This window comes from Achromobacter colocynthidis, assembly GCF_057334535.1.
Genome location: NZ_JBHFIZ010000024.1, coordinates 231867 through 246067, shown reverse-complemented (window position 1 = coordinate 246067; position 14201 = coordinate 231867). Strand labels below are relative to the sequence as shown.

At 63.1% G+C, this 14201-nt stretch carries 14 protein-coding genes; 8 read left to right on the top strand and 6 right to left on the bottom strand.

Features of this window, described 5'->3' with window-relative positions:
• Nucleotides 1–47: 47 nt before the first annotated feature.
• On the bottom strand, nucleotides 48–2804 hold the full coding sequence (locus ACE04A_RS09750; RefSeq protein ID WP_448718696.1) for a M16 family metallopeptidase: 2757 nt from the start codon (nucleotides 2802–2804) through the stop codon (nucleotides 48–50).
• A 99-nt stretch (nucleotides 2805–2903) separates the two neighbouring features.
• On the opposite strand from ACE04A_RS09750, the gene ACE04A_RS09745 reads away from it, so the two are divergent.
• The 3 genes from ACE04A_RS09745 (at nucleotide 2904) to ACE04A_RS09735 (ending at nucleotide 4802) form a co-directional block, all read left to right on the top strand.
• Nucleotides 2904–3503 (top strand): GNAT family N-acetyltransferase, encoded by a 600-nt coding sequence (locus ACE04A_RS09745; protein ID WP_448718643.1) that lies wholly within the window; start codon nucleotides 2904–2906, stop codon nucleotides 3501–3503.
• A gap of 250 nt (nucleotides 3504–3753) precedes the next feature.
• Nucleotides 3754–4131: a hypothetical protein gene (locus ACE04A_RS09740; protein WP_259252159.1), complete on the top strand. Its 378-nt coding sequence runs from the start codon at nucleotides 3754–3756 to the stop codon at nucleotides 4129–4131.
• 113 nt (nucleotides 4132–4244) lie between these two features.
• Nucleotides 4245–4802, top strand: a complete 558-nt coding sequence (locus ACE04A_RS09735; protein ID WP_448718642.1) for a GNAT family N-acetyltransferase — start codon at nucleotides 4245–4247, stop codon at nucleotides 4800–4802.
• A gap of 3 nt (nucleotides 4803–4805) precedes the next feature.
• On the opposite strand, the gene ACE04A_RS09730 is transcribed toward ACE04A_RS09735, so the two are convergent.
• Together ACE04A_RS09730 and ACE04A_RS09725 are read right to left on the bottom strand one after the other, a co-directional pair.
• A complete protein-coding gene (locus tag ACE04A_RS09730; protein ID WP_100852847.1) occupies nucleotides 4806–5978 on the bottom strand; it encodes a vWA domain-containing protein in 1173 nt (390 codons plus the stop codon).
• A gap of 25 nt (nucleotides 5979–6003) precedes the next feature.
• Nucleotides 6004–6885 (bottom strand): AAA family ATPase, encoded by an 882-nt coding sequence (locus ACE04A_RS09725; protein ID WP_100852846.1) that lies wholly within the window; start codon nucleotides 6883–6885, stop codon nucleotides 6004–6006.
• 176 nt (nucleotides 6886–7061) lie between these two features.
• Between ACE04A_RS09725 and ACE04A_RS09720 the strand changes: the two genes are divergently transcribed.
• Nucleotides 7062–7415, top strand: coding sequence for a c-type cytochrome (locus ACE04A_RS09720; RefSeq protein WP_100852845.1), 354 nt, complete (start codon nucleotides 7062–7064; stop codon nucleotides 7413–7415).
• Between the two features lie 10 nt (nucleotides 7416–7425).
• The gene (locus ACE04A_RS09715) at nucleotides 7426–7788 is read left to right on the top strand and encodes a c-type cytochrome (RefSeq protein ID WP_100852844.1); all 363 of its coding nucleotides are present in this window, start codon (nucleotides 7426–7428) and stop codon (nucleotides 7786–7788) included.
• 7 nt (nucleotides 7789–7795) lie between these two features.
• Here ACE04A_RS09715 and ACE04A_RS09710 read toward each other — a convergent pair whose 3' ends face one another.
• Nucleotides 7796–8221 (bottom strand): DUF1841 family protein, encoded by a 426-nt coding sequence (locus tag ACE04A_RS09710; RefSeq protein ID WP_259252154.1) that lies wholly within the window; start codon nucleotides 8219–8221, stop codon nucleotides 7796–7798.
• Nucleotides 8222–8422: 201 nt separating this feature from the next.
• Here ACE04A_RS09710 and icd point away from each other — a divergent pair, with 201 nt between their 5' ends.
• The 3 genes from icd to ACE04A_RS09695 all read left to right on the top strand — a co-directional run bounded on the left by icd (nucleotide 8423) and on the right by ACE04A_RS09695 (nucleotide 12826).
• A complete protein-coding gene (icd, locus tag ACE04A_RS09705) occupies nucleotides 8423–9679 on the top strand; it encodes an NADP-dependent isocitrate dehydrogenase (protein ID WP_485820071.1) in 1257 nt (418 codons plus the stop codon).
• Nucleotides 9680–9800: 121 nt separating this feature from the next.
• Nucleotides 9801–11066 carry an O-antigen ligase family protein gene (locus ACE04A_RS09700; protein WP_438860351.1) on the top strand — a complete coding sequence of 422 codons (1266 nt, stop codon included), beginning with the start codon at nucleotides 9801–9803 and terminating at the stop codon, nucleotides 11064–11066.
• A 218-nt stretch (nucleotides 11067–11284) separates the two neighbouring features.
• Nucleotides 11285–12826, top strand: a complete 1542-nt coding sequence (locus tag ACE04A_RS09695) for a methyl-accepting chemotaxis protein (RefSeq protein WP_448718640.1) — start codon at nucleotides 11285–11287, stop codon at nucleotides 12824–12826.
• On the opposite strand, the gene ACE04A_RS09690 is transcribed toward ACE04A_RS09695, so the two are convergent.
• Both ACE04A_RS09690 and ACE04A_RS09685 read right to left on the bottom strand, forming a co-directional pair.
• On the bottom strand, nucleotides 12804–13757 hold the full coding sequence (locus ACE04A_RS09690) for a 4-hydroxy-tetrahydrodipicolinate synthase family protein (protein WP_448718639.1): 954 nt from the start codon (nucleotides 13755–13757) through the stop codon (nucleotides 12804–12806). The genes ACE04A_RS09695 and ACE04A_RS09690 overlap by 23 nt on opposite strands.
• Before the next feature lie 9 nt (nucleotides 13758–13766).
• On the bottom strand, nucleotides 13767–14114 hold the full coding sequence (locus ACE04A_RS09685; RefSeq protein WP_448718638.1) for a hypothetical protein: 348 nt from the start codon (nucleotides 14112–14114) through the stop codon (nucleotides 13767–13769).
• Nucleotides 14115–14201: the final 87 nt, after the last annotated feature.

Below are 14201 nucleotides of genomic sequence, written 5' to 3'. Positions count from 1 at the left end.
GCAAAAAAACCCCTGCACAAGGCAGGGGTTTGTGGGGTGCCTATTGTTCAGGGCGTGCTTTTCTTCGTGAAGTCGCCCGCAACCGCGGTGCTGAACCCGTCGGCGCGCAGGTACTTGCGTAACGCCGCGTTGACCACATCGGGCGTCAAGGCGGAGATCTTCTTGTCCATCTCGGCTGACCACTCAAACGTGCGGCCGCGTTGCAGGTAGTCAAGCCAGGTGCTGGCCAGGATGTCGTCTTGTGCGCGGGCCAGATTGCGGTAGTTCAGCAGCGCGTTGATGCCGTCCTGCACTTCCTTGTCGGAAAAGCCGTCCTTCAGCACACGCGCCAGTTCCTCGTTGATAGCCTTTTCCAGGCGTTCGCGATTCTGGGGGGCGTAAATGGCGTACATGGTCCAGCTGGCGCTGGGTTCGAACGACGACACCGACAGCGAGCTGCGCACGTTGTAGGACAGGCCCTCGGTTTCGCGCACGCGGTTCCACAAGCGTGACGTTTCCGACGCACCGAACAGGTAGTTGGCCAGATACAGGGCCGCGTAATCCGCGTCCGTGTCTTGCAGCTTCAACGGCATGCGCGACACGTAGAAGGCGTTGGCCTTGTCGGGCGTATTGATGTCGAACTGCTTGGCGGGAATGTCGCGATACGGGTTGGGCACGCGGGTGTAAGCGGGCGCCTTCTTCCAACCGGCCAGGCCTGTGGTGATGGCCTTTTCAACAGCCGCGGGCTCGAAGTCGCCCACGGCGGAATACTCGATCTTGCCGGCGCCGTAGAACTTGGCGTGGAACTTGGCGAGCGCGTCGCGGTTCAGGCCGCGCACGCTGGCCAAGGATTCTTCAAACGTCGGCACATAGCGCAGGTCGTCAGCGGGCCAGGGGTTGTCCTGGCGGGCCAGGGCGCGTCCGGCCAAGGCCGTGGGCTCGGTCATGGCGTTCTGGATCGAGGTTTCAAGCTGGCGCTGGTATTCGTCCAGCTGTTCCTTGGGGAAGTTGGCGTTGCGCACGATTTCCAGAGCCAGCGCGGTCAGCTCGGGCAGGTTCTCGCCCTTGGTCGACATGGCGATTTTCAGGGTCGTGCCGCCGCCGCTGAAGCCCAGCTCGGCTTGCAGCTTGTCCAGGCGGTCCTGGATTTCCTGGCGCGACAGCTTGGCCGTGCCTCGGATCAACAGATCCGCCGCAGCGCTCGAGTTCACGCGCTGGCCAAGCAGGTCTTTTTCATTGCCGAACTGAATCAGCATCTGCGCCTGCACGCGGCTGCCACGCGTGGCCTTGGGCAACAGCGCCAATTGAACCGGCCCGTTGGCGAGCTCCAGTGTCTTTCTTTGCGTCAGCTTGTCGATGTTTTCGGGCGTGGGATCAAAGGCGGATGCCGCCTTGAAGTCCGGATCACCCTTGTAGTCCTTGAACACGGAAGTCAGGTCCACACGTTGCGTTTGCGGCGCGCGCAGCGGCTTTTCCGTGGGGATGTAGCGGCCTTCGATGCGGTTGCTTTGCAGCAGATAGGTGGTTGCGGCTTGTTGGACTTCAGTCAGCGTGGCCTTGCGGGCGCGGTCGCGTTGCAGGAAGAACAAGCGCCAGTCGCCGGCGGCGATGGCTTCGGACAGCGCCACGCCAACTTGCTCGGGATCGCTGTAGGTTTGTTCCCAGGCGGTCAGCCATTTGCTGCGCGCGCGGTCCAGTTCCTGTTGCGTGAAAGGCGTTTTACCCAGCGATTCCAGCGTGCTGGTCAGCGTCTTCATGGCGGCGTCCAGGTCTTTGCCGGGCGGCAATTGCGCGCCGAACATCGCCAGGCCGGGATCGCGGTTTTCCATGGTGAAGCCGAACACGCCCGAGGCCATCTTCGTGGCGACCAGTGCGTGGTAAAGGCGGCCCGACGGGGTATCCGACAGGATGACGGTGGCCAGGTCCAGCGGCACGAAATCGGGGCTGCCGGCGGCGGGGATGTGGTACATGGCGGCTACCAGAGGCGTGCCGCCGGTACGGCGCAAGGTGACCGAACGTTCGCCGTCCTGCACCGGTTCAACGGTGTACTCGGGCGGCAATTTGCGGTCGGGCTTGGGCAGCTTGCCCAGCGTTTGTTCAATGTCCGCCAGCGTGGCCTGGGGGTCGAACTTGCCGGCCACGATCAGCACGGCGTTATCGGGCTGGTAGTACTCGTGATAGAAGGCGCGAAGCTGGCCGATGTCCACGTTTTCAACGTCGGAACGGGCGCCGATGGTGTTCTTGCCGTAGCTGTGCCACTGGTAGGCAGCCGCCTGCATTTTTTGCATCAGGATGCGCGACGGGCTGTTTTCGCCGCTTTCCATTTCATTGCGGACCACGGTCATTTCCGAATCCAGGTCTTCCTTGGCGATCAGGGAATTGACCATGGCGTCGGCTTGCCAGCCCAGGTACCACTTGAGGGTGTCGGGGTTGGCGGCGAAACTGGCGAAGTAGTTGGTGCGGTCGCTGGAGGTGGACCCGTTGGCCTGCAGGCCACGGCGGGAAAACTCGCCCATGGCGTTGCGCGTGGTGGACGTCCCCTTGAACAGCATGTGTTCCAACAGGTGCGCCATGCCGGTCTGGCCGTAGTTCTCGTTGCGCGAGCCCACCAGGTAGGTCATGTTGACGGTGGTCGACGGCTTGGACTCGTCGGGTACCAGCAGCACCCTGAGGCCATTGGCCAAGCGATATTCAGTGATGCCTTCAACCGAGGCGGCCTCCGAGACGCCCGCCGGAAGATCGGCGGCGCCGGCCTGAAAGGCCAGGAAGGAGGAGAACAGCAGCGCACCCAATGGGCGCGGCAGCTTCGACAGGGACAGGCGCATGGCAAACAATTCCTTTCGCATGGCAGAATCCGTTGGAGTGTATACGTTGGCAATGGTTCAGGCGCTGCAAGCCTGAGACGCAATACAAGGAAGTGCGACATGTCGTTATCGCTGGAAGTAGAAACGTCGCGACTGGTGCTGCGGCAATGGCGCGCGGATGACCGGCAGCCGTTCGCGGAAATGAACGGGGATCCGCGCGTGACCGAGTTCCTGCTGCCGCTGTCGGCACCGGAAAGCGATGCGCTGGCCGGACGGCTGGCGGCGGGCATTGACGAGCATGGCTGGGGGTTTTGGGCCGTTGAAGCGCCCGGTGTGGCGCCTTTCGTCGGCTTTGTCGGTATCAAGCCCATGCCGGCGATGCTGCCGTTCGCGCCGGGGGTCGAAGTGGGCTGGCGTCTGGCGCAGCCGTTTTGGGGGCGTGGCTATGCCAGCGAAGCCGCTGAAGCGGCATTGCGCGTCGGGTTCGAACAAATCAGGCTGGATGAAATCGTGGCGTTCACGGCGGTGGGCAATCAGCGCTCGCGCGCGGTGATGGCGCGGCTTGGCATGCAGGCCGATGCCGGCACGTTTGATCATCCGGCGTTGTCCCCGGGCCATCCGCTGCGTGAGCATGTGCTTTATCGCCTGCGCCGCGAGCATTGGATGGGTCGGAATAACGGTGACGCAGAGCCAGGCGGCATGCCGGTTGCGGCGGCATAAGGCGCGGAAAGCAGCGCCACCAGAGGGTGCTGCACTGCAATATCCTTCGTGCGCAAGGCAAATTTGAGGTCGTCCGGCTTGCGGGTGTAAGCTTTTCCAGACGTAGTAGCTGTTGCCGACGGGATGCGCGACAGCCGTCTACCCGGCTTCCCGTCCAACGCCAGACGCCGCCGCAAGCGCGGCGCCGGTGCTTGTCGTTCGCGCCTTCGCTGCCGGCATCCTGCCGGCGCATTTTTCGGAGGAACGACCCATGCTGACCGAAATCGTCACGCGTGCTCTGTCCCAATTGACCGGTAGCGCCTTGAGCGGCGACGGAATCAAAGGGCAGTTTCAGTACGCCTATGCCAGTGATGACGGCCAATTCGTGGCCATACTGACCCATGATATGACCACCTATGTGGTGGACTTGAACGCACAACGATACTTCGCGGAATGCGGCGGTTCGCCCCGTGGGTTTGCCGGACATGTGCTTGAGATGGAAGGCGCGGCCGTGCGCAGCCATCCGTGGCCGGCCGCCAATGATCTGTTTGACCTGGACATGGATGCGGACGAGCTTTCATGGCGCAAGTGCCCCGGCCCGCGGCACGCGTCCGCCACCAACCGATCTGTGGAGAGCCGCGCCGCCTGAGAGTGGCCAGAAGCGGCAACACTTTACTGAACCGCCGGATCGGCGGTTTTTTTTGTGCCCAGGCCCGTTGCCAGCGGCTACAAATGCGGGCCGTGACAGTACAATTTTTCGCCATGAACTCGCCCGCTGACACCCACGCGCCCGACGGCGCAACCCTTGTTGATTGCACGTACGAACGCCACGCGGATCAGATACTGGCCATTTTCAACGACGCCATCGTCAACTCCACCGCGCTGTACGACTACAAGCCCCGCCCGCGCGAAGCGATGCAGGGATGGTTCCAGACCAAGCAGCAGGGCGGCTTTCCGGTGGTCGGGTTTGAAAACGCGGCCGGCGAGCTGATGGCGTTTGCCAGCTATGGCACCTTCCGCGCCTGGCCCGCGTTCAAGTATTCCGTCGAGCATTCCGTCTACGTGGACGGGCGTTTTCGCGGCCGGGGCCTGGGCGAAGCGATGATGCGCGTGCTGATCGAGCGGGCACGCATCAATCAGGTGCACGTGCTGGTCGGCGGCATTGATGCCTCGAACGACGGCAGCATCCGCCTGCACGAGAAGCTGGGGTTCAAACACGCCGGCACAATCCGCGAAGCGGGCTTCAAGTTCGGCCGCTGGCTGGACCTGGCTTTTTATCAGTTGACGCTGGATACGTCTGAGCAGCCGGTGGACGGGTAAGGCTTATTTGGAGAGGACCCGCATCGCTTGTTCCAGACCCGCGACGGTGACCGGATACATGCGGTCCTGCATGATGTCGCGCATCAGCGCGATGGACTGACGGTATTGCCACGACGCGGTGGGTTCGGGGTTCAGCCACACCGATTTCGGCCAGGCATCCAGCAGCCGCCGCATCCATTGCGCGCCCGGTTCCTTGTTGTAGTGCTCGACGGACCCGCCGGGTTGCAGGATTTCGTACGGGCTCATGGTGGCGTCGCCGACGATGATCAGCCGCCAATCCGGGTTGTACTTGCGCAGCACGTCCCAGGTGTCGAAACGTTCGTTCTGGCGGCGGCGGTTGCTTTGCCACAGGCTTTCGTACGGGCAGTTGTGGAAGTAATAGACTTCCAGATTGCGGAATTCGCTGCGCGCCGCTGAAAACAATTCTTCCACGCGGCCGATGTGGTCGTCCATGCTGCCGCCCACGTCCAGCAGCATCAGCACCTTCACGGTGTTGTGGCGCTCGGGCACCATGCGCAGGTCCAGATGGCCGGCGTTGCGCGCGGTGCTGGCGATGGTGTCGTCCAGGTCCAGCTCCATGTCGGCGCCTTGGCGCGCAAAGCGGCGCAAGCGCCGCAGCGCCACCTTGAAGTTGCGCGTGCCTAGTTCAACCTGGTCGTCATAGTCCTTGAACTGGCGCATGTCCCAGACCTTGACCGCCGAGCGGTTGCCCGCCGACGCGCCGCCCACGCGGATGCCTTCAGGGTGATAACCGCCGTTGCCGAACGGCGAGGTGCCGCCGGTGCCGATCCATTTGCTGCCGCCCGCGTGGCGCTCTTTCTGCTCTTCCATGCGTTCCTTGAAGAGCTCCATCAGCTTGTCCCAGCCGTGCTTTTCAATGGCGGCTTTTTCTTCGGGCGACAAGTTCTTCTCGAACTCCTTGATCAGCCAGTCCAGCGGAATTTCCTTGTCCGCCGGCAGGGCTGCCTGGATGCCCTTGTAGTAGGCGCCAAAGGCCTTGTCGTAGCGGTCGTAGAGCGATTCGTCCTTGACCAGCGTGGCGCGCGCCAGGAAGTAGAACTCGTCCAGCGTGGGCGCCATCAGGTCGTGGCGCAGGGCGTCCACCAGGGTCAGGTATTCCTTGACCGAGACGGGCAGCTTGTGCGCCCGAAGGTGGTAGAAGAAGTCGATCAGCATGGGCAGGCGGCCGGTGGCGTGGGGATCAGCGGCGCTGGCCGCCGCGGGTCATGGCCGCCAGGCGTTCCAGCAGGTGCACGTCTTGCTCGTTCTTCAGCAGCGCGCCGGCCATCAGCGGCACGGCGGTGGCCGTGTGGGCGTCGATCTCGGCCGCTGTGGCGTTTTCGGCCAGCAGCAGGCGCAGCCAGTCCAGCAGTTCAGAGGTGGACGGCTTTTTCTTCAGGCCGGGCGCATCGCGCAGCGCAAAGAAGGTGTCCAGCGCCGCGCGCAGCACGTCCTGCTTCAGGTGCGGGTAGTGCACGGCGACGATGTCGCGCATGGTGTCGCGGTCGGGGAAGCGGATGTAGTGGAAGAAGCAGCGGCGCAGGAATGCGTCGGGCAGGTCCTTCTCGTTGTTGGACGTGATGATGACCAGCGGGCGATGGCGCGCGGAGATGGTCTCGCGCGTTTCATACACATGGAATTCCATGCGGTCTAGTTCGCGCAGCAGGTCGTTGGGGAATTCGATGTCGGCCTTGTCGATCTCGTCGATCAGCAGCACCACCGGTTCGTCCGCCTGGAACGCTTGCCACAAGGTGCCTTGCACGATGTAGTTGCGGATGTCGCGCACTTTCTCGTCACCCAATTGCGAGTCGCGCAGGCGCGACACGGCGTCGTATTCGTAGAGGCCCTGGTGCGCCTTGGTAGTGGACTTGATGTGCCATTGCAGCAGCGGCCGGCCCAACGCGCGCGCCACCTCTTCGGCCAGCATGGTTTTGCCGGTGCCCGGCTCGCCCTTGATCAGCAGCGGACGCTGCAAAGTCAGGGCGGCGTTGACGGCCAGTTTCAGGTCGTCGGTGGCGACGTAAGAGTCGGTCCCGTTGAAGCGGGCAGGCGTGGCGGAGTGTGCGGACTGGGCTGCGGACATAGGCTGATGGCTTCCGAGGATTGACGGTGATCAATACCCAACGCAAGGTATTAATCCTGAGCAATTATCGTACAATCAGGCGGTTTTGCAGTTGGGTTCGACCCGCAACGTGTTTGCAGGGGGCCGACGTGTGAGCAGGCCCTAGTCCTTAAGCCATACCAAGAAGAGCCATTCCAATGAAGTTGCGAACCTCTCTGAAGTGCACGGTTTCCGTGTTGGCCGCGATAGCATCCTGTGCGATCGCCGGTCAGGCTGTTGCTGCTGACGCAGCGCCTGTCGGTAACATCCAAAACGCCCGCGACAAGGTTTCCATGTGCATCGGTTGCCACGGCATCGAAGGCTACAAGGCGACGTTCCCCGAGCTCTATCACGTGCCGATGATTGCTGGCCAAAACGCCAAGTACATCGAAACCGCCCTCAACGAGTACAAGAAAGGCGCGCGCAGCCATCCCACGATGGACGCCATTGCCGGCAGCCTGTCCGACCAGGACATCGCCGATCTGGCCGCGTACTACGCGAATCTCAAATAAGGGGCAAACAATGAATCGCACGATGCTTGCCCTTCTGGGCGCGACTTTCGCCATGGCGGGCGCTTCCGTCCAGGCGCAGGACCTGGCCGCCGGCAAGGCCGTTTTCGATAAATTCAATTGCGCGTCGTGCCACGGCGCCGACGCCAAGACCGCGGTGGACCCGTCCTACCCCACGCTGGCCGGCCAGCACGCTGATTACCTGGTCCACGCGCTGAAGGCCTACAAGCGCGGAGCCTCCGGCAGCGCCGCCACCGCCAACGTACGCAAGAACCCCATCATGGGCGCTTTTGCCACCCAATTGTCCGACCAGGATATTTCCAACGTGTCGGCATGGCTGGCGTCCCTGCCCAGCGACCTGGGCGTACGCAAGTAATTACGCCTTACAGGCTGGCGCGGCGGCGGATCAGGTCGATATAGCTGTCGCTGTCCAGCGGCGTGCCCAGCCGCTGCGCTTCCCACACCACTTGCCCCAGGCATTCCATGATTTCGTGGGCTGCGTGGTGGGCGTCCGAGCGTGCGGTCAATTGCTGGTAAGCCAGACGGATGCCGGGCGGATGGTCGATGGACAATTGTTCCGCGATGGCCAGGTGCATGGACAGGTGCAGGAACGGATTGGTGCGCCCCTTTTCCACCGCGTATTCCATGGTCATGGCCTCAGGGCTTTCAAGGTCGCCGTGGTATTCGGGATGCTCGATGATCCAGTCCAGCGCGATGGCCTCGAGCGGAGTCAGCACCTCGTTGGCGCGGTGCTTGCGCCAGGTGTCGATAAAGAATTCGCGGACTTGGTCGCGTGAGGGATTGAACATCGGTGGGGACGGAATGCGGTGTAGGACGCATTATTTTACCGCGCGCCCGATGGCGGCCGCTTGCCCCGGGGCCTTTGCGATATAGAATTGGTTGCTATCCGCCATCCGGTGTGCGGTTCGCGAGGGCGATTCTCCCTGCGGAATCGGACGCTTTCCGATGCGGCGCGTGCAGAAAAACCACCCGGAGCAAATGGAGCATTCATGTCCTACCAACATATCAAGGTTCCCGCTGGCGGCCAGAAAATCACGGTCAACGCTGATTTCTCGCTGAATGTGCCTGAACAACCCATCGTTCCCTTCATTGAAGGCGACGGCACGGGCGCTGACATCACCCCGGTGATGATCAAGGTTGTCGACGCCGCGGTGCAAAAAGCCTATGGCGGCAAGCGCAAGATCCACTGGATGGAAGTCTATGCCGGCGAGAAGGCCACCAAGGTCTACGGCCCGGACGTCTGGCTGCCCGACGAGCCCCTGGAAGTCGTCAAGGACTACGTGGTGTCCATCAAGGGCCCGCTGACCACCCCGGTTGGCGGCGGCATCCGCTCGCTGAACGTGGCGCTGCGCCAGCAACTGGACCTGTACGTCTGCCTGCGTCCGGTGGCGTACTTCAAGGGCGTGCCCTCGCCGGTGCGTGAACCCGAAAAGACCAACATGGTGATCTTCCGCGAAAACTCGGAAGACATTTATGCGGGCATCGAATACATGGCCGAAAGCGAGCAGGCCAAGGAACTGATCCAGTTCCTGCAGACCAAGCTGGGCGTGAAGAAGATCCGCTTCCCGAACACCTCGTCCATCGGCATCAAGCCCGTGTCGCGCGAAGGCACCGAGCGCCTGGTGCGCAAGGCCGCGCAGTACGTCATCGACAACGACCGCACGTCGCTGACGCTGGTGCACAAGGGCAACATCATGAAGTTCACGGAAGGCGGCTTCCGGGACTGGGGCTACGAGCTGCTGCAGAAGGAATTCGGTGCGCAACTGATCGACGGCGGCCCGTGGTGCAAGTTCAAGAACCCCAGGACGGGCCGCGAGATCATCGTCAAGGACGTGATTGCCGACGCCTTCTTGCAGCAGATCCTGCTGCGCCCGGCCGAATACGACGTGATCGCCACGCTGAACCTGAACGGCGACTACATCTCGGACGCGCTGGCCGCGCAAGTGGGCGGCATTGGCATCGCGCCGGGGGCCAACCTGTCGGACTCGGTCGCCATGTTCGAAGCCACCCACGGCACGGCGCCCAAGTACGCGGGCAAGGATTACGTGAACCCCGGTTCCGAAATCCTGTCGGCCGAAATGATGCTGCGCCACATGGGCTGGACCGAAGCCGCCGACCTGATCATCTCCAGCATGGAAAAGTCCATCCTGTCCAAGAAGGTCACGTATGACTTCGCCCGCCTGCTGGAAGGCGCGACCCAGGTGTCGTGCTCGGGCTTTGGCCAGGTCATGATCGAAAACATGTAAACACGCGGACCCTCCCGCGATGTTCCGCTGAACCCGTCCGCCGTCATGGCGGGCGGGTTTTGTCTACCTAATCCGCATGAAGCGCGCTGTCGCTTGCGCTGTTCTTTCCAGGCTGATCGCTGTGCCCCGAATGTATGTTTCCTTAGCCACCTGGCTGGTGTTGCTGGTTCCCGCGCTGGCCCTGACCAGCCCTGTGGGCGGACCCGCCGTGCTTTATCTAAGCGCCCCGATCGCGTTGGCCGCGTTGGTGATGAACGCCGTCAAGCGGTACGAGCCCATGAATTTCGGCGCCTTGTGGCCGATGTCATTGGTGCTGCTGCTGCCACTGGCCTGTATGTTCACCACGTCCGCGGTGCGAGGCGTGTGGAGTAATTCCGAACTTGAAAAGCTGCTGCGCTTTGCGTTGGCGCTGCCGGTGCTATGGCTGTTGCTGCGCGCGCCGCAGCGGTGGCTCAAGCTGGTGCAGTGGAGCATTCTGGCGGGCGCGCTTGCCGGGTCGGTGCTGCTGATCGTCACCATGCAGACCGAGGGCCGCGCCGCCATGGTCGACGTGGGCGGGCGCTATAACGCCGTAGCCTTCGCGAACATGACGCTGTTGTTCGGCGCCATGACGCTCTTGTCCCTGGGCTTCGGTCCCGCCACGCGCTGGCCACGCCTGGAGACGGCGGTGAAGCTGTTGGTGGTGGTGTTGTCCGTCATCGCCACCTGGATGTCTGAAACGCGTAGCAGTTGGATGCTGCTGCCCATCTTGGGGCTGGTGTTCCTGCTGGGCCTGCGCAACTGGAAGCGCCGCCACAAGGTGTACTGTGCCTTGGCCGTCTGTGTGGCGCTGGTGGCCAGCGCCGCCGCCATCTGGACGTTCAGCAGCCGGATGCACGAGATCTCGAAAGACGTCCAGGGGTTTGCCACGTCGGCCAACCGCGATACGTCCTTCGGCATCCGCTTGCAACTGTGGCATGCGTCGATCCTCATGTTCGAAAAGAGCCCCATCGTGGGCGTGGGCCCCAGCAAATTCCGCGATGAACTGCGCACGTTGCAAACCCAGGGCATCGTCACGCAGGAAGTGGTTGAGGGCTTTGGCGAGCCCCACAACGACATGCTCGGGGCCTTGTCCGGGTATGGCGTGCTGGGCCTGCTCACGATTCTTATCCTGTACCTGGTGCCGGCGGCGGTATTCTTCCGTCGGCTGGCTAGCGATGATCGGGTGATTCGCGTTGGCGCGCAGTTGGGGTTGCTGTTCTGCCTGGGTTTTTGCGCCTTCAGCTTGACCGAGATGATGTTCCGCAACATGCGCAGCGTGCCCAACTATTCGTTGATCGTGGTGACGCTGATTGCGTTGACGACGCCGCGCGCCGCGCAGGCGGCCCAAAGCGCATTGCGGCGTTGACGACAAGCGGAGAAATCTCCGCAATGCAAGCACTACCGAACGCAAGGCCCACGGGCCTTGCGTTTTTCTTATGGGCCTTGCGTTAGATCAATGGCCCTACGTCTTACTAGTGAAAACCCTGCTGCGTCACCGTATCCTGACGGATCGCAATACATAAACCGTCACATTCTGCCGTCAAAAGTTTCATGTCGCAGATTGGAAAATAACGAGGAGAGGCTGTGAAAAATTCCAGTCTGCGCAGGGAGCTGTTGTGGTTCGTATTCGCCATTGGCGCGGTGGTTCTGATGCTGGGTGCCTGGGATGCCTGGCAGCGCCGCGCCGAGATGGTGGCCGAGCGCAAGACCGAATTGCGTCATGTGCTGGACCTGTCGGCAGGCATCCTGCGCAATGGCAAGCAAAGCGTCAGCGAAGGCATGCCGCTGGCGCAGGCCAAGCAGAATGTGGCGCGGCGCCTGGCGCAACTGCGCTACGGTGACGACGGTTACGTGGGCGTGTTCGGTGATGACTATGCGTTGCTGGTGCACCCGGACGCCAAGCTGGTGGGCACGAACGTACGCGCCATCAGGGATGTGGACGGCCTGCCGATCTTCGAAAACCTCTATGCCGAAGGCAAGGCCGGCGGCGGCTATGTGGAGTATCGCTTTCCGAGGCCGGGCGCCGACGAGGCCTTGCCGAAGATCAGCTACGCGGCCTATGACGCGGAGTGGGGCTGGCTGATCTTTACCGGGCTCTATGTGGATGATGTCGACGCCGCGTTCACCGGCACCTTGTGGCGCCAGGGGGGCGTGACGCTGGGCCTGCTGGCTTTGCTGCTGATCGGGGCGTTGCGCTTCTTCCGCACGCATGTGATCGGCCCCTTGGATGAGGCCGTGGCGCTGTGCGAGCGCGTGGCCAATGGCGACTTGTCGGGCAGCGTGTCGCACCACCATCGCGGCGAGATAGGCCGCCTGTTCGAAGGAATGGGGCGCATGCAGGACCGCCTGCAAGCCGCCTTGCGCACGATCGTGCAGTCCACGGGATCCATCGCGGCGGCCTCGCGCCAGATCGCGGCCGGCAGCATGGATCTGTCCGACCGTACCGAGAAGCAGGCCGCGGCGCTTGAGCAAACCGCCGCCAGCGTGGAAGAGATTACGGCCACCGCCAAGCAAAGCGCGGAACACGTGCGCGAAGTCAGTTCCCTGGCCGGCCAGTCTGCGCAACTGGCCCGCCAGGGCAGCGAAGAAACGCAGCACGCCATCGACGCCATGCGCGAGATCTCACACAGCTCGCAACGCATCGGCGAGATCATCAGCGTGATTGACGGGATTGCTTTTCAAACCAATATCCTGGCCTTGAATGCGGCGGTCGAAGCGGCGCGGGCAGGCGAGCAGGGACGCGGCTTTGCGGTGGTGGCGGGCGAAGTTCGGGCATTGGCCCAGCGTTCCGCCACGGCCGCCAAAGAGATCAAGGGCTTGATCGAGACCTCGTCGGACTCCGTCACGCGCGGCAGCGAACGGGTGGGTCAGGCCAGTGCAACCATGGGCAGCGTGCTGGAATCAGCCGCCACCAGCGCGCCGCTGATGGGCGAGATTGCCACCGCGTCAGCCGAGCAAAGCGTGGGTATCGAACAGATCAACCAAGCCGTCACGCACCTGGACAGCGTGACGCAGCAGAACGCGGCGCTGGTCCAGGAGTTTGCCGCGTCAGCGGCCACGCTGCACGAGCAGGCCGATGGCCTGGCGCGCGCGGTGTCGGTATTCAAGCTGTCTGCAGCCGGCTAGGCAAGTCTTGCAGGGCGTTCATTGCGCGTTGCAGGCGCGGGGTGAGGTCACGGCTGGCGGGCATCATGGGCATGCGTAGTTCGTCGGCGATCAGCCCCTGCATGGCAAGTGCACGCTTGATCGGCGCGGGATTCGGCTCGGCGAACAGTAGCCGGATCAGCGCGCGCAGCGGCTCGAAAAGCTCGCGCGCGGCTTGCGCCTGGCCTGCGTGCGCCAGGCGCATGATTTCCACATAGCGCTCGGGAAACAGGTGTGCGGCGGCCGGGATGGCGCTGCGCCCGCCGGCCAGCCAATGGTCCAGCAAGGACAGGTCGTCGCCGCACAGCGCGTCCAGTTTGCCGCGCGCGTTCAGGGCGGCGAGCACTGCCGGGTTGCATTCCTTGACGGCGGAAAAGTTGGGCAGCAAGGCCAGCGATTCCATGGTCTCGACCGTCATGGTCACGCCCGTGCGCTTGGGGATGTTGTACAGAATGATGGGGCGTTCGGTGGCCCAGGCGATCTGCCGGTAATGCCACAGGATGCCGGCTTGCGAGGGGCCCAGATAGTAAGGCGGCGGCACCAGATAGCCCGCCGGGCCGTGCTTGTCCAGACGCCGGATGGCCGTGGCCACGCCTCGTGTGTCCACGCCGCCCGCGCCGAATATCAGCGGCAGCGCATGCGGGTCGCTGGCAATGGCCTGGGCCATCTCGATTTTCTCGGACAGGCTAAGCAGATTGCCTTCGCCGGTGGAACCGAACAGCACCAGGCCGGCGATGCCCGCGTTGCGGTAGTAGCGGGCCAGCGCCTGCGCGGCGTCCATGTCCACGTAGCCGCCGCGCAGCGGCGTGACCATGGGCAGCCAGATGCCTTCAAAACGCGAAGGCAGTGGCATGCGAGTCAGCGGCATGTGAGTCAGCGGATCGTGAGTCAGCGGATTGTGAGTCAGCGGCATGTCCATGGCCTAGCGTCTCGTGATGGCGGTGGCCGCGCGCACCGGTCCGAATTCTGCCTGGGGCAGCCCACGCATGACGGCATGCATCATGTCGTCCAGTTCGTCGCGGGCGCATTGCAGTTGCAGCGTGCTTTGCGCGTGCGCGTGGTCCACCGACAGCAGGTAGATGCCGATGCGATTACCCAGTGCCTGGTGCAGCGCAAGGCGCACCTTCAACGCATCCAGCGTATCGATCCTGACCGTCAACGCTACCTGCTGGCTATGCGCCAGTGGCAAGCTTGCGGTGAGATTGCGCGAAGCAGGGCGGCTCGTATGCAGTCGGGGAATCATGGCGGGGTCGGAGCGGAGGCGCCGCATGGGGCGATCCGCGTTTCCTGTTGGTTGATGACGATTCCACTATAGGAATCGCGCCGTAAATCCTGCCGAAAAAGGCGGGCGCGGCGC

Bases quoted from the DNA above. Each gene is read 5' to 3' on its own strand.
- ACE04A_RS09750 (WP_448718696.1), bottom strand. From the start codon at position 2,804: ATGCGCCTGTCCCTGTCGAAGCTGCCGCGCCCATTGGGTGCGCTGCTG.
- ACE04A_RS09745 (WP_448718643.1), top strand. From the start codon at position 2,904: ATGTCGTTATCGCTGGAAGTAGAAACGTCGCGACTGGTGCTGCGGCAA.
- ACE04A_RS09740 (WP_259252159.1), top strand. From the start codon at position 3,754: ATGCTGACCGAAATCGTCACGCGTGCTCTGTCCCAATTGACCGGTAGC.
- ACE04A_RS09735 (WP_448718642.1), top strand. From the start codon at position 4,245: ATGAACTCGCCCGCTGACACCCACGCGCCCGACGGCGCAACCCTTGTT.
- ACE04A_RS09730 (WP_100852847.1), bottom strand. From the start codon at position 5,978: ATGCTGATCGACTTCTTCTACCACCTTCGGGCGCACAAGCTGCCCGTC.
- ACE04A_RS09725 (WP_100852846.1), bottom strand. From the start codon at position 6,885: ATGTCCGCAGCCCAGTCCGCACACTCCGCCACGCCTGCCCGCTTCAAC.
- ACE04A_RS09720 (WP_100852845.1), top strand. From the start codon at position 7,062: ATGAAGTTGCGAACCTCTCTGAAGTGCACGGTTTCCGTGTTGGCCGCG.
- ACE04A_RS09715 (WP_100852844.1), top strand. From the start codon at position 7,426: ATGAATCGCACGATGCTTGCCCTTCTGGGCGCGACTTTCGCCATGGCG.
- ACE04A_RS09710 (WP_259252154.1), bottom strand. From the start codon at position 8,221: ATGTTCAATCCCTCACGCGACCAAGTCCGCGAATTCTTTATCGACACC.
- icd (WP_485820071.1), top strand. From the start codon at position 8,423: ATGTCCTACCAACATATCAAGGTTCCCGCTGGCGGCCAGAAAATCACG.
- ACE04A_RS09690 (WP_448718639.1), bottom strand. From the start codon at position 13,757: ATGCCGCTGACTCACAATCCGCTGACTCACGATCCGCTGACTCACATG.
- ACE04A_RS09685 (WP_448718638.1), bottom strand. From the start codon at position 14,114: ATGCGGCGCCTCCGCTCCGACCCCGCCATGATTCCCCGACTGCATACG.